Below are 14,867 nucleotides of genomic sequence, written 5' to 3' on the forward strand. Positions count from 1 at the left end.
CATTTGCGCTGGGCATATGATTGATTGAACGTATAATCAGGCAACAAGTCACAGGTGGAGGCCAGCATGGCAGAGGCAGCGCACGCCCGGTTCGAAGCAGAGGATGCGCGGCGCCAGCAATTGATCGACGCCACCATCACCTGCCTCGCCGATATCGGCTTTGTCGCTACAACGCTGGTGCAGATCGCGCGGCGGGCGAACGTCTCCCCCGGCCTCGTGGCGCATTATTTCGGTGACAAGAACGGCCTGCTGGAAGCCACCTTGCGCCACCTCGCCCGGCGTCTCGCCAGCGGCACCGCAAGCCGCCTCGCCGCTGCCCGCACCCCGCGCGAGCGGGTTCAGGCCGTGATCGAGGCCAATCTTGCCCCGGCCGAATTCGACCGCCGCACCTCCTCGGTCTGGCTCGCCTTCTGGGGTCAGGTAATCCATGAGAAGCGCTTCGCGCGGGTGCAGAACGTCTATCAGCGCCGCATGATCTCCGACCTCGTGCACGCCCTCAAAAAGCTTGTGCCCGCCAGCGATGCACAGCGCATTGCGGTCTCCATCGCCGCCGTGATCGACGGCCTGTGGCTGCGTGCGACCCTTGCCAGCAACGGCGAGCCCGATAGCGCCGCCGCACGCGCCATCGCCACCGCATTTGCCGATTCTCAGCTCGCCGCAGCCCCCGCCTTGAGCGTCGTTCCCCCCGAGACCAAAGCCATGACCGGCACCCCTGCCCCCATCCGCAACCAGATCGGCGGCGGCCCCGTGGGCACGCGCGACAAGACCACCTTCACCACCGAAAACCCCGCCACCGGCGAGATCCTCGCCGAGATCGAGATCGCCGGCCCCGCCGAGATCGAGCGCGCGGTCTCCGCCGCCCACGCGGGGCAGAAGGTGTGGGGCGCCATGACCGGCACCGAGCGCGGCCGCATCCTGCGCCGCGTCGCCGATATCCTGCGCGCCCGCAACGACGAGCTGGCCCATCTGGAGACCCTGGACACCGGCAAGCCGATCCAGGAAACCAGCGTTGTCGACATTCTCTCCGGCGCCGATTGCCTGGAATATTTCGCCGGCGTCGCCCCGACCATCACCGGGGACCATCTCGACCTCGGCCCCGAGGCTTTCGGCTATACCCGCCGTGAGCCCCTCGGCGTGGTGGCTGGCATCGGGGCCTGGAATTACCCGCTTCAGATCGCCTGCTGGAAGGCCGCGCCCGCGCTCGCCTGCGGCAATGCCATGATCTTCAAGCCGGCGGAACTGACCCCCCTCACCGCCGTGAAGCTGGCGGAAATCATGACCGAGGCCGGCGTCCCCGACGGCGTGTTCAACGTGGTGCAGGGCTTCGCCGATACCGGGCGCCTGCTGACCCGCCACCCCGGCATCGCCAAGGTCTCCCTTACCGGGGAAGCCGGCACCGGCAAGAAGGTGATGGCGGACGCCGCCGGCACGCTGAAGCAAGTCACCTTGGAGCTCGGCGGAAAATCCCCGCTGATCGTCTTCGAAGATGCCAATATCGCGGATGCGGTTTCCGCCGCCATGCTGGGGAATTTCTATTCCGGCGGCGAGATCTGCTCCAACGGCACGCGGGTGTTCGTGCACGCCTCCATTCGCAAGGCGTTCCTGGAACAGCTTGCGGCGCGCACCAAGAAGATGATCGTGGGCGATCCGCAGGATCCCAAGACCCATGTGGGCGCCCTCATCTCCCGCGCCCATATGGAGAAAGTGCTCGGCCATATCGAGGCGGCGAAAGCCGCCGGCGCCAAGCTGGTGACGGGCGGCCATCGCATTGAGACCGGCGCGTTGAAGAACGGCTATTTCGTAGCCCCCACCATCTTCGATGGGTGCACCGACGACATGCCAAATGTGCGCGACGAAATCTTCGGCCCGGTCATGTCGGTGCTGGAATTCTCCGACGAGGACGAGGTGATTGCCCGCGCCAACGACACCGTCTTCGGCCTCGCCGCCGGCGTCTTCACCCGCGACCTCGCCCGCGCCCACCGGGTGATCGCGCGGATCGAGGCCGGCACCTGCTGGATCAACCAATATAATATCACGCCCGTGGAAATGCCGTTTGGCGGATACAAGCAATCCGGCATCGGCCGCGAGAACAGCCGTGCGGCCGTGGAGCACTACACCCAGATCAAGAGCGTCTACGTCAATCTCGGACGCGTGGCCTCGCCCTATTGATGGAGCGCATCGTGCCCTCTTCACAAGATTCCGCACAGGACTTCGACTATGTCATCGTCGGCTCGGGTTCGGCCGGCGCGGTGCTGGCGGACCGCCTGTCCGCCGATGGCCGCAACACGGTGCTGGTGCTGGAATATGGCGGCTCCGACCGCTCGGTGCTGATCCAGATGCCGGCGGCGCTGTCCATGCCCATGAACATGCCGAAATACAATTGGGGCTTCGAGACCGAGCCGGAACCCGGCCTCGGCGGGCGGCGCCTGGTGTGCCCGCGCGGCAAGGTCATCGGCGGCTCGTCTTCCGTCAACGGCATGGTCTATGTGCGCGGCAATCCTCACGATTTCGACCGCTGGGAAGAAGAGGGCGCGCACGGCTGGGGCTATCGCGACGTGCTGCCCTATTTCCAGCGCGCGGAAGGGCGGCAGGAAGGCGGCGATGAATATCGCGGCGCCTCCGGCCAGCTCGCGACCAGTTACGGACCGGTCGAGAACCCACTTTACAACGTTTTCGTGGAGGCCGCCCAGCAGGCGGGCTATCCCGCCACATCGGACATCAATGGCGCCCAGCAGGAAGGCTTTGGGCGCATGGACATGACGGTGAAAAACGGGGTGCGCTGGTCCACCGCCAATGCCTATCTCAAGCCGGCCCTGAAGCGTTCCAATCTCGCCCTTGTCACCCATGCCTTAGCCTCGCAGATCCTGTTCGAGGGCCGCCGCGCGGTGGGGGTGCGCTATGAACGCGGGGGCACCGAGCAGGTGGCGCGGGCGCGGCGTGAGGTGATCGTTTCGAGTGGGCCGATCAATTCACCCAAGCTGCTGAAGCTTTCCGGCATTGGAGCTGTGGGGGAACTTGCTGACCTTGGCATCGATGTGGTGGCCGATCGCCCGGGGGTGGGGGAAAATTTGCAGGATCACCTGGAGTTTTACTTCCAGGTGGCGTGCACGCAGCCCATCACGCTCTATTCCAAGACCGGCCTTATTCCCCGCACCCTGGTGGGGGCGCAATGGCTGTTCACCAAGACTGGGCTCGGCGCGACAAATCACTTTGAAACCTGCGGCTTCATCCGCTCGCGAGCGGGCATCCGCTATCCCGACATCCAGTATCATTTCATCCCGCTGGCCGTGACCTATGACGGCAAAGGTCTTGCCAGTGAACATGGCTTCCAGGCCCATGTGGGTCCCATGCGCACCAAGAGCCGGGGCTGGGTGCGGCTGAAATCGCGCGACCCCAAGGAGCATCCGCGCATCCAGTTCAACTATCTCAGCCATGAGGATGACATGGTGGAGATGCGCGCTTGCGTGCGACTGACCCGCGAGATCTTTGCCCAGAAGGCATTCGACGCCTATCGCGGGCGCGAAATACAGCCCGGCGCCGACGTCACCAGCGATGAGGACATCGACGCCTTCGTGCGCGCCCATGTGGAGAGTGCCTACCACCCCTCCTGCAGTTGCAAGATGGGGCGGGCGGACGATCCCATGGCGGTGGTGACGCCGGACACAAAAGTGATTGGCGTCGAGGGGTTACGGGTGGTGGACAGTTCCATCATGCCTTCGCTGACGACCGGAAACCTGAATGCGCCCACCATCATGATCGGCGAAAAGGCGGCCGACATCATCCTGGGCAAGCCGGCGCTCGCGGCCTCGAACGCGCCCTATTACACCGCGGACACCTGGCGCACCGCTCAGCGCTGAAAAATGTTTCATGTGAAACATTGACTTAGGGAAGAAGAACGGGCGCGAACACGGCTGAAATTGGCGTGTTCGCGCGCTGAATTCTGAAATTCCCGGAGAAGTTCAGCGCGCACCCTTCAGCACGCCGATCTGGCGCAGGAAGGCGAGGATCTCGCCGGCCGCCGCCTCGGGCGTCGCATCCACCACCACCCGACCGCGCGCGGTGGCGCTGCCCGTCGCGGCGGCGAGCCGTTCGGCGGCGGTTCCACCGGCCGCGCGCGCGGCCATCTTCGGCCGTTTGCGATAGGCTCGTTCCTCGCCCTGGATAACAGCCGGCGGGCCGGCGGCAGGGCGCACCAGGATCGCCCCCTGGCGCACGTTCGCGAATGCCAGCGGCAGCGGCGCCGGTGCGCCGGGATGCACCGTGACGAGGAGAGGCAGGCGCACCGTGACGCGCCGCCGCGCGCCCTTCGGCAAGGCCTGCTCGACGATCAAAGTGCCCGCCTGCGGCCCCGGCAGAACCGCGACCGCATCGGGTATGAGCGGCCAGCCCAGAAGATGGGCCAAAGCATAGGGCACGAGCCCGGTATCCTCCCCGCCCTGCCCGCGCGGACCGGCAAGCACCAAATCGGGGGCGGCCTCTCGGATCGCTTCGGCCAGAGCCGGCACCGGGTCTGATTCGCCCGCCATCATCAGGTGCGTGAGGCCAACCAGCCCGCGCCCCAGCGCATCGCGCACCGCACCGAGGGCGGGGCCGGCGTGAAGGCCTTGGGGGGCCGCATCAAGGGTGGTGGCAAGGCGCGCGGCCTGGCCTTCCGTGCGCAGCAGGCAGGCCTTTCCAGAGACCGGATGGCGCCCTTGGGAGAGCAGAACCAGGGCCTTCAAATTTCCATCTCCTGCAACGCCTTGAGCAAAGCCGGCATGACCTCTTGGGCATCCTGCACGATGGCAAGCCCAGCGTGTGCGATCATGGCGGCGTGCAAATCCGTATTCACCGCCACCACATGCTCGCATTTGGCGATGCCCTGCAGATGCTGCGGCGCGCCGGCGATGCCGAGGGCGAAATAGCAGCGCGCCTCCAGCACCGTGCCGGAGGCGCCCACCTGCGCGGCGCGGGGCATCAGGGCGGCATCGCACACCATGCGGCTCGCCCCCGGCGTTGCCCCAAGTGCACGTGCAAGGGCGCGGAAGGCTTCGAAATCGCGCACGCCATGGCCGGCGGAAAGCACGAAATCCGCTTCGCCCAAAGCCACGCTCGCAGGATCGGCTGGCACCTCCTCCACGCTGAGAATGGCGCTATCGCGCGGAGCCGAGCTGGGAACATCCACCACCCGCGCCTCATGCGCCACGCGCCCGTGGGGCGCCGCAGCGCCATCGGCGAGGGTAATGAGGCGGGGCGGTGCGCCATGGCGCTCCACCGTGCCGCCACGCGCCGGGCGGGCCACGCTCTTGGCGCTGATTTGCTCGGCGCCGCAGAACAAGGGCTCGCCCAGCCGCACCGCCACCCGCCGGGCGAGATCGCCCCCGGTGGGAGTCTCGGCGAACAGCACATGGCGCGGAGAAAGGGCCAGGATGGCCGCCGCGAGCGCATCGGCACGGCCGTCGGGATCGGCCCCACAGAGACCCGCCACGCGATCGGCACCGGCCGCGCCGGCATCTTCCGGCATGAGGGACGCCAGCAGCAGCACCGCGCCGCCGCCGGCATCGGCCAGCAGGCGCGCGGCACCGAGCACTTGGCGATCCTGGGCGGAAAGATGCCCGCCCGGCGCATCGGCCAGCGCCAAGACCAGGAAGGCGGGATCGTCGATGATCCGAACCTGCGGCGCCTGGGGCGCGGGTTCGGGCGCGGTCGACTGAGCTTCGAGCGCGCGCGCCGGTGGCAACAGGCCTTGCGCCAACAGACTGAGGTCGAACCGGGGGCGGGCGCCGCCCCGCGTCATGGCGGCGGCCCAGTGCGCGCGGGGATCGCGCCGCACGGCTTTGGGGGCGGCGTTCGGCGCGGTGCCGAACAGATCGAAGCGCGGGCGCGGATGGCCCACCGCTGGCCCGGCGCCGTGTGGCCCGGTCACGCGTTGCCCGGCCCGCGCGGCGCGGGGATCGCGGCGCGGGCGGCTCATGGCTGAAGCGCCAAGTCGCGGCGCCGGGGCGCGGGCGCGCCCTGCCCGGCCTCGAAGGCGGCGAGCACCAGTTCGGCCACGTCGCGCACCTCCGGGCGGGCGCCGGTCACCCCTTCCAGCATGGCGGTGCAGGTGGGGCAGGCCACAGCCACCACGGCGGCGCCGGTTTCCCGCGCCTGGTCCATGCGCAGGTCGGGAATGCGGCGCTCGCCCTCAATATCGCTCAAGGGCGCGCCACCCCCGCCGCCGCAGCACAGGGAACGGGTGCCGTGGCGCGCCATCTCGCTGCGCGTGAGGCCGAGGGCGTCCAGCAAGCGGCGCGGCGCGTCCACCTCGCCATTGTAGCGGCCGAGATAACACGGGTCATGATAGGTCACGACAAGCCCGGCGAGCGTGCCCAGCGGCAGCCGCCCCTGCGCCACCTGCGCGTCGAGAAAGGCCGTATGGTGCCACACCTCATAATGGCCACCGAAGGCGGGATATTCATTGCGCAAGGCGTTCAGTGCATGGGGATCGGCGGTGAGGATGCGCGCGAAGCGCAGCGTGGAGAGGGTCGCGACATTCTCCCGCGCGAGCCGCACGAAGGTCGCTTCATCGCCGAGGCGGCGGGCAAGATCGCCGCAATCGCGCTCGGCGGCGCCGAGGATGGCGAAATCGACCTTCGCTTCCCGCAGCAGCCGCACCAGCGCCCGCAAGGTGCGGCCGTAACGCAGATCATAGGCCCCCTCCCCGAGCCAGAGCAGCACGTCCACCGCCATGCCGGGGCGCAGCACCGGCAGGTCCAGCCCGGCGGCGAAATCGGCGCGGGCGGAAAGGGCGCGTCCGCCCGCCTCGTCGGTGTCGCGCAGATCGTCGAGCGCGGCGGCGGCCTTCTCCGGCACCGCCCCGAGCATCAAGGTCTGGTGGCGGCGCAGGTCTATGACGGCATCCACATGCTCGATCATCATCGGGCATTCCTCGACGCACGCCCGGCACGTGGTGCAGGACCAGAGCGTATCGGGGTGGATCATGGCGGCGGCGCCGAGAATGGGCGCCTCCGCCCCGCCGATGCCGGCGACCGGCCGGGCATGGGGATATGGGCTGCCGGCATAGGGGTGCGCGCCGCCTTCCATGGCGCCCACCAGATCCTGGATCAGCGCCTTGGGATTGAGCGGCTGGCCGGCCGCAAACGCCGGGCACGCCGCCTCGCAGCGCCCGCATTGCACGCAGGCATCAAAGCCCAGAAGCCGGTTCCAGGCGAAATCCGCCGGCGTCTCCACGCCGAGCCGCTCCGCCTCTAGATCCACGGGCGCCAGCGCGACATCGCGCGTTCTGGAAAATCGCGCCGGACGCGGGTGCGCCGCGAGATGCAGCGCGCCGGCCAGGGCATGGCGCAGCGGCCCGCGCGCCGTCTGCCAGGCGAGCGCGAGACCGGCGGCGGCGGTGAAAGCGAGCGCCACAAGGCCGCCGGGGGCGCCCAGCGCCGCGAGCACTGCCACCAGCAGGGCGCCGGTGGCATATCCCACCAGAAGCACCGGCAAAATCTGGAACCGGCCGCCCGAGAGCCGTTGCGGGCGCTTGGGATAACGGCGCAAGCCGACCACGCAGGCGCCGGTGAGCATCGGCGCGAAAGCGAGCGCGGTGAGCGCCCAATAGGCCCGCGATCCGCCCAAAGCCGGAACGATCCCGAGCGCCGCCAGCCCCGATCCCGCCAGCAACCCGCCCGCCACCATCATGTGCATGCGCGCGGCGCACACATCCCGCTGGACGATGTGATGCACGTCCACGAGATAGCGGCGGGGCATGGCCAAGAGGCCGGCCGTCCAATCCACCTGCGCCGCTTTGCCCCGCCGCCACAGCATGACGCGCGTGGCGATGCCGGCAAGCGCCACCGCCGCCATCAGCCACACGAGCAGGGACAAGCCGAAGGCGGCGGAAAAGGCGGCGCTCATGGCTCAGATGTCCTTGCAGAGGCGCAAGGCGTCATAGATGGCGGCATGGATGTTCCGCCCCGCCAGCGCATCGCCCACGCGATAGAGCGCGAAGCCCTTGGCGAGATCGAACGGCTGTGGCGTGCCGGCGACAATGGCGTCGAGGTCGATCTGCCCGGCATTCACCGAACGGGCCTTGAGCGCGCGATAGACGCCGTCCACCGGCAAGGTGCCGTATTCGACCACGACATGATCGACGATCCGCTCCTCCTCCGCATCGGTGAAGGTGTTGCGCAGCGCCGCCACCAGCCGGTTGCCCTCTGGATAGATCTCGATCAGGTCAAGGTTGGGCGAGAACACAACGCCGAGCTTGTAGAGTTCGCGATAATGGATCGGCTGGTTGGTGGTGCCCACTTCCTGCGCCGGGAGGCGGTCGGACGTGACGAATTCCACGAGGCAGCCCCGCGTCGCCAGGACTTCGGCGGCGGAGGCGGCATTGTGCTGACCCATCTCGTCGAACAGCAGCACCGAGCCGGATACTTCCACCGCGCCGGACAACACATCGGCGGTGGAGAGCGCGCGCTCGGCGCCCTTGGCATGGCCGAGGCTCGGCGCGCCGCCGGTGGCGATGATGACCACATCCGGCGCCTCGCCGAGGATGGCCTGTTCGCTCGCCTCGGTCCCGAGGCGCAGATCCACACCCAGCTTCACCACCTGCCCCAACAGCCAGCGCGGAATGCCCGAGAGCGCCTCGCGCCAGCCGGCTTTCGCGGCGATGTTGATCTGCCCGCCGGCCATGCCGTTCTTTTCGAACAGCACCACCTGATGGCCGCGCGCGGCGCACACCCGTGCCGCCTCCAGCCCGCCTGGCCCGGCGCCGACCACCACCACCTTGCGCCGCACATCCGCCTTGGGGATGACGTGCGGCATGGTGGCTTCGCGGCCGGTGGCGGCATTCTGGATGCACAAGGCATCGCCACCCACATAGATGCGGTCGATGCAATACCCGGCGCCGACGCACTGGCGGATATCATCCTCCCGCCCCTCGGTGAGTTTTTTCACCAGATGGGGATCGGCGATATGGGCGCGGGTCATGGCGACCATGTCCACATGCCCCTCGGCCACCGCGCGGGCGGCGGTGGCAAGGTCTGTGACGCGCTGGGCGTGGAACACCGGCACCTCCACCTCGCGCTTGATGGCGCTCGGCAAATGCAGGAACGGCGCGACGGGGAAGGACATATTGGGCAGCGAGACCGCATGGGCCATGTCGTCCCGCGCCTGGCCGCCGAGCACATTGATGAAATCCACCAGCCCGTCGCGGGCATAGGTGGCGGCAATCTCCACGCACTCCTCATGCGAAAGGCCGTCGGCGATCATCTCGTCGCCCGACATGCGGATGCCGATGACATAATCATCCCCCGCCGCGCGGCGCATGGCTTCCAGCACCTCGCGGCCGAAGCGCATGCGGTTCTCCAGGCTGCCGCCATAGCGGTCGGTGCGATGGTTCACCGACGGCGACCAGAATTGATCGATGAGATGGCCGTGGGCGGCGGACACCTCGCAGCCGTCGAGCCCGCCTTCCTTGCAGCGCCGCACCGCCGCGCCGAAATCCTTGACGATGCGGGCGATTTCCTCCGCTTCCAGTTCCTTGGGAATGGTGCGGGAGGCGGGCTCGCGGCGCGGCGAAGAGGAGACGGTGGGAAACCAGTTCTCGGTATCCCATTTGGTGCGCCGGCCCATGTGGGTGAGCTGGATCATCAGCCGCGCGCCATGCCGGTGGATGCGGTCGGAAAAGCTCTGAAAAAACGGGATGACGCTGTCGTCCGCCACCGACACCTGGTTCCAGGGCGCGGCCGGGCTATCGAGCGCCACCGAGGAGGAGCCGCCGAACATGGTCAGGCCGATGCCGCCCTTGGCCTTTTCCTCGTGATAGAGCTGGTAGCGCTCCTGCGGCTTGCCCTCCTTGCCATAGCCCGGCGCATGGGACGTGCTCATCACCCGGTTGCGGATGGTGAGGCCCTTGATGGTCAAGGGTTTGAGCAGCGCGTCGGCATTCGCGATCATGAGCAGGCTCCGGCGCCCGTGGCGCTGGCAGGAAGGAAGATCATGCGGAGCGCTCCGCTTTCGGGGAGTGGCCGTAGCGCCGCCCGTAGGCGACGGAGAAATGCGCCGCCGACTGGAAGCCGCAGGCGAACGCCACGTCGGTCACCGGCAAGGGCGAGAGGCGCAGCAGCTCGCGGGCGCGGCCGAGCCGCAGGCCCAGATAGAACACCCCCGGCGACTGGGCGAGATGATGCTGGAACAGGCGCTCGAGCTGGCGCTGGGAGAGCGCGACGGCGGCGGCGACATCGGCCACTGACATGGGCTTTTCCACGTGGCGGGCCATCAGCTCCACCGCCTTGGCGAGCGCCGGCTGGCGCGCCGCGACCTCGGGCGAAAGATGGGCCTTGCGCCCCTCCGGCGCGCCGCTGCGCCGCACGATGAACTGGTCCGCCACCGCCCCCGCCGTGCGCGGGCCGAGGGCTGCGGCGATCATCACCAGCATCATCTCCAGCGGCGCGACGCCGCCGGTGCAGGTGAGGCGGTCGCGGTCGATGACGAAGGCATCCTCCTGGAACGCAACGTCGGGGAATTCCTCGCGGATCGCCGCCAGATTCTCCCAATGTATGGCGCAGCGATAGCCGTTCAAAAGCCCCGCCTCGGCGAGGGCGAACGTGCCGGTGCACAGCGCCCCGAGCGCCACGCCCTTGCGCGCCGCGCGGCGCAGCGCATCGCGGGTGCCGCGCGCCACCGCCTGGCGCACATCGATGCCGCCACACACGATCAATAGGTCGAGTTCGCCCGCTTCGCCGAGCCGAACCGTGGGGCTGAGGCTCAGGCCATTGCTGGCGGGACAGACGGCGCCGTCCACGGTCAGCACATGCCAGGAATAGATTTCGGCACCGCTGACATAATTGGCCATGCGGCAGGCTTCGAGCGCGTTCGAGAGCGCGATCATGGAATAATTGGGCAGGGTGAGAAAGCCGATACGCCGCAGCCGGGCCATCGGCACGTCCGCCGGTTCGGGCGCGATCGATTTGAGGGCGCCGTGCATGCTCACCGCTCGATCACGAGGTCGCTGGTGGGCTTGGAACAGCAGATCAGCACCATGCCGGCGTCGATCTCCCGCTGGCGGATGCCGCCGCCGTGCTTCATCTCCACCGTGCCCTCCACCATCTTGCTCTTGCAGGTGCCGCACAGGCCCTTGGTGCAGGAGGAGGGCAGCCGCAGGCCGGCGCGCCGCGCCGCCTCCAGCACGTGCATATCTTGCGGGCATTGGATGGTGCGGCCGGATTTGCGGAATTCGACGCTGTAGGTCTTCACCTCCGGCATGGCTTCCATCCGCGCCTCGGCGGCAAGGACGTCTTGCCCAACCTGCGGCTCGGCCTGCGCGAGGGTCGAAAAATCGAAGCTTTCCTCATGATAGCGGGCCATGTCGAAGCCCGCCCCCTCAAGCATTTCGCGCACCGCCGCCATGTAAGGCGTGGGACCGCAGACGAAGATCTCCCGCGCGCGAAAATCGGGCGCGGCGATATCGAGGTGCGGCAGGCGCAAGCGCCCCATGAAGCCGTGCCAGGGGTGGAATTCACTCTCTTTTTCGCAGATGGCGGCAAAGCGGAAGCCCGGCAGGTTCCGCGCCATCAGCTCCAATTCGGCGCGGAAGATGATGTCGTCGGGCGTGCGGGCGCTGTGCATGAACACGATGTCCGCGCCGCTCGCGAGATCATGATGGGCGCGCGCCATGGACATGAGCGGGGTGATGCCGCTGCCGCCCGAGAGGAACAGATATTTCTCCGCACGGTGCCGCGCGCAGGTGAAATCCCCCATGGGCCCGACCGCGCGCAACACGCTGCCTTCGCGCACATGGTCGTGCAAATAGTTGGAGACCGGCCCGCCCGGCACCCGCTTTACAGTAATCGAAACCGTATCCGGCCGGGTGGGCGTGGAGGAGAGCGTATAGCAGCGGTTGAGCCGCTCCCCCGCGATGTCGAGATCGAGGGTGATGAACTGGCCCGGCTCATAGGCGAAACGGGCGGGCGTTGCCGGGGCGAGGACGAAGGTTTTCACATCCCCCGTCTCGGCGCGGACCTGCCGCACGATCAAGGCGTCGTCGCGCTCGCAATCCCAGAGCGGGCGTTCGCCCGCGAGGGTCGCCAGCAGCGGGTCGGGGCGGAGGGCTTGTGCGTCCATCGCTCAGCGCGCGCCATGGGCGCGCATGCGGCCCACGTACCAATTGCAGAATTTCTCCACCAGCATTTCGGTGTGGGGCGAATAGGGGCCGGGCTCATAGGCCGGGCTTTGCGCGCCCTGCTGGCAGAAGCCCACCAATTCGCTGTCCTGGGCGTTGGTCGCCTCCCACACGGCGGTGAGGTTGGCGATATCGTAATCGACGCCTTCCACCGCATCCTTGTGTACCAGCCATTTGGTACGCACGAGCGTGCGCCCGGCATCCAGCGGAATGGCCGAGAAGGTCACCACATGGTCGCTCATGAAATGATGCCAGCTGTTGGGCTGGGTCCAGAAATGCAGCGCCCCGTGCTTGGGATCATTGATGGCGCCGAGCAATTTCTTGCAGGCGGCCTTGGTATCGCCGGTGTGGCTCTCCCCCGCCCCGTCCAGCGGCAGGCGCTCGGTGCGATAGCCGGTGACGCGGTCGTCCAAATGCTCAATCATCTGCGAGGGGAAGCCGCAACTTTCCCAAGCGCCATGGCTTTGCGTGATGAGATCGGCATAGCGCTGCGCCTCGGCCCGTCCCATCTCGTCCAGCTCTTCAGGCGCAAAACCGAAGCCGTAGGCGAACAAAGGCACCGTCAATTCCGGATGATTGCCCGCGCAATGATAACACTCGCGGTTATTCTCCATGGTGAGCTTCCAATTGCCGGGCTCGATCAGCTCGCTCTCGAAAGCAACCTTGGCGTTGCGCAGATCATGCGGCGCCAGATATGGCGCCATGCGCTGCGCCATATCCTCGAAATCCTCCGGCGGATGCTCGGCGAGGCAGATGAACAGCAGCCCTTCCAGGGAGCGCAGATGCACCGGCTTCAGGCCGTGGCAGGCATGGTCGAATTCCTTGCCCATATGTTCGGCGAACAGCAGCTTGCCGTCGAGATCATAGGTCCAGGCATGGTAGCGGCAGACGAGATTGCCCACCGTGGTCTTGTAGTCGTGCAGCAGACGCGCACCGCGATGGCGGCACACATTGTGGAAAGCGCGCACTTCGCCGTCGTCATTGCGCACGATGATGATGGAGGTGGCGCCGATATCCACCGCCATGGCATCGCCCGCCTCGGGCACGTCGGGTTCAACACCCACATAGATCCAGTGGCGGCCGAAGATGATGTCCATATCGGCGGCGAAGATGGCGGGGCTGGTATAGAAGGGCGCCTCCAGGCTGTAGCCCGGCCGGCGGCGGCGCAGCAGGGTCTGGAGGTCGGTGTCTGTCGTGTCCAGCATGTCGCTCTCCCCGCGCGGCCCAAGGCTCAGATGCCGGCGCGCCGATGCCTGGAATTGTTCGACTTAAAACCGCCGCTCGCTTTTCCAATCCCGACATAAATTATCGCAAATGCGTCGCCGCGGCGAGTCCGCCGCCATTTGGAAAGTTTGCCCCCGGAATGTCGGATTTGTTCCAGAACGGGGTCGCAAGCCGACGAGATAAGACCGCGCCCCTGGTGCACCTTGGCGCCAGGAACCAGGGGACCAAGGCCCATGCGCCGTTTTTCCTTATCATCGCTGCTGACCGAAGCGCTGAACGCCCACCAGGGCTGGCAGCGCCAATGGCGCGACCCCGCGCCCAAGGCGAGCTACGACGCCATCATCATCGGCGGCGGCGGCCACGGCCTCGGGGCGGCCTATTATCTCGCCAAGGAACACGGCCTCACCAATATCGCGGTGCTGGAAAAGGGCTGGATCGGCGGCGGCAATGCGGGGCGCAACACCACCATCATCCGCTCGAACTATCTCTATGACGAAAGCGCCGCGCTCTACGAGCATGCGGTGAAGCTGTGGGAAGGTCTTTCCCAGGAACTGAACTACAACGTCATGTTCTCCCAGCGCGGCGTCTTGATGCTGGCGCATAATGTCCATGACGTCCAAAGCTTCAAGCGCCACGTCTATTCCAATCGCTTGAACGGCATCGACAATGAATGGATGACGCCGCAGGAGGCGAAGGAGTTCTGCCCGCCGCTGAACATCTCCCCGGACATCCGCTATCCCGTGATGGGCGCGGCGCTCCAGCGGCGCGGCGGCACGGCGCGCCATGACGCGGTGGTGTGGGGCTATGCCCGCGCGGCCGACGCGATGGGCGTCGACATCCTGCAGAATTGCGAAGTCACCTGCATCAATCGCGGCCCGGACGGCGCGGTGACTGGGGTGGAGACCACGCGCGGCACCATCAAGGCGAAGAAGATCGGCGTTTCCGCCGCCGGCCATACCAGCGTGGTGATGGGCATGGCGGGCGTGCGCATGCCGCTGGAAAGCTTCCCGCTGCAGGCCCTGGTCTCGGAACCGGTAAAGCCGTGCTTTCCCTGTGTGCTGATGTCGAACGCCGTGCACGCTTATATCTCCCAATCCGACAAGGGCGAACTCGTCATCGGCGCGGGCACGGACCAATATGTCTCCTACAGCCAGCAGGGCGGGCTGCACATCACAACCCATACGCTGGATGCCATCTGCGAATTGTTCCCCCAATTCACCCGCATGCGCATGCTGCGCTCCTGGGGCGGCATCGTCGACGTGACGCCGGATCGCTCGCCCATCATCGGCAAGACGCCGGTGAAGGGGCTCTATGTGAATTGCGGCTGGGGCACCGGCGGGTTCAAGGCGACGCCGGGCTCGGCCAATGTCTTCGCCCACACCATCGCCCGCGACGAACCCCACCCCATCAACGCCCCGTTCACCCTCGATCGTTTCCGCACCGGCCGCCTCATCGACGAAGCGGCGGCGGCGGCGGTCGCGCACTGAAGGCC

Annotated in this window: 10 protein-coding genes; 3 read left to right on the plus strand and 7 right to left on the minus strand. The window is 67.3% G+C overall.

The genetic code is table 11. The features are described from left to right. Positions 1 to 66: 66 nt before the first annotated feature. Together betB and betA are read left to right on the plus strand one after the other, a co-directional pair. Positions 67 to 2,169 carry a betaine-aldehyde dehydrogenase gene (gene betB / locus V5F77_RS17865; RefSeq protein WP_429006692.1) on the plus strand — a complete coding sequence of 701 codons (2,103 nt, stop codon included), beginning with the start codon at positions 67 to 69 and terminating at the stop codon, positions 2,167 to 2,169. 11 nt (positions 2,170 to 2,180) lie between these two features. Further along, on the plus strand, positions 2,181 to 3,857 hold the full coding sequence (betA, locus tag V5F77_RS17870) for a choline dehydrogenase (RefSeq protein ID WP_449317022.1): 1,677 nt from the start codon (positions 2,181 to 2,183) through the stop codon (positions 3,855 to 3,857). 102 nt (positions 3,858 to 3,959) lie between these two features. Here betA and V5F77_RS17875 read toward each other — a convergent pair whose 3' ends face one another. The 7 genes from V5F77_RS17875 to V5F77_RS17905 are packed head-to-tail and all read right to left on the minus strand — an operon-like array spanning position 3,960 to position 13,356. Next, complete coding sequence (locus V5F77_RS17875) at positions 3,960 to 4,721, minus strand: electron transfer flavoprotein subunit beta (RefSeq protein WP_429006694.1); 762 nt, start codon at positions 4,719 to 4,721, stop codon at positions 3,960 to 3,962. Next, positions 4,718 to 5,953 (minus strand): electron transfer flavoprotein subunit alpha/FixB family protein, encoded by a 1,236-nt coding sequence (locus V5F77_RS17880; RefSeq protein WP_429006695.1) that lies wholly within the window; start codon positions 5,951 to 5,953, stop codon positions 4,718 to 4,720. The genes V5F77_RS17875 and V5F77_RS17880 overlap by 4 nt, the downstream gene beginning before the upstream one ends. Next, positions 5,950 to 7,884 carry a DUF3483 domain-containing protein gene (locus V5F77_RS17885; protein WP_429006696.1) on the minus strand — a complete coding sequence of 645 codons (1,935 nt, stop codon included), beginning with the start codon at positions 7,882 to 7,884 and terminating at the stop codon, positions 5,950 to 5,952. The genes V5F77_RS17880 and V5F77_RS17885 overlap by 4 nt, the downstream gene beginning before the upstream one ends. Before the next feature lie 3 nt (positions 7,885 to 7,887). After that, positions 7,888 to 9,927 (minus strand): oxidoreductase, encoded by a 2,040-nt coding sequence (locus V5F77_RS17890; protein WP_429006697.1) that lies wholly within the window; start codon positions 9,925 to 9,927, stop codon positions 7,888 to 7,890. A 40-nt stretch (positions 9,928 to 9,967) separates the two neighbouring features. Continuing rightward, the gene (locus tag V5F77_RS17895) at positions 9,968 to 10,957 is read right to left on the minus strand and encodes a GlxA family transcriptional regulator (RefSeq protein WP_429006698.1); all 990 of its coding nucleotides are present in this window, start codon (positions 10,955 to 10,957) and stop codon (positions 9,968 to 9,970) included. A 2-nt stretch (positions 10,958 to 10,959) separates the two neighbouring features. Further along, entirely contained in the window at positions 10,960 to 12,093 is a 1,134-nt protein-coding gene (locus V5F77_RS17900) for a 2Fe-2S iron-sulfur cluster-binding protein (RefSeq protein ID WP_429006699.1), read from the minus strand. Between the two features lie 3 nt (positions 12,094 to 12,096). Next, positions 12,097 to 13,356 (minus strand): aromatic ring-hydroxylating oxygenase subunit alpha, encoded by a 1,260-nt coding sequence (locus V5F77_RS17905; RefSeq protein ID WP_429006700.1) that lies wholly within the window; start codon positions 13,354 to 13,356, stop codon positions 12,097 to 12,099. Between the two features lie 252 nt (positions 13,357 to 13,608). Between V5F77_RS17905 and V5F77_RS17910 the strand changes: the two genes are divergently transcribed. Continuing rightward, positions 13,609 to 14,862 (plus strand): sarcosine oxidase subunit beta family protein, encoded by a 1,254-nt coding sequence (locus V5F77_RS17910; protein ID WP_429006701.1) that lies wholly within the window; start codon positions 13,609 to 13,611, stop codon positions 14,860 to 14,862. The last annotated feature ends 5 nt before the right edge of the window (positions 14,863 to 14,867 follow it).

Source organism: Roseixanthobacter psychrophilus (assembly GCF_043195195.1).
Classification (GTDB): Bacteria; Pseudomonadota; Alphaproteobacteria; order Rhizobiales; family Xanthobacteraceae; genus NCEH01.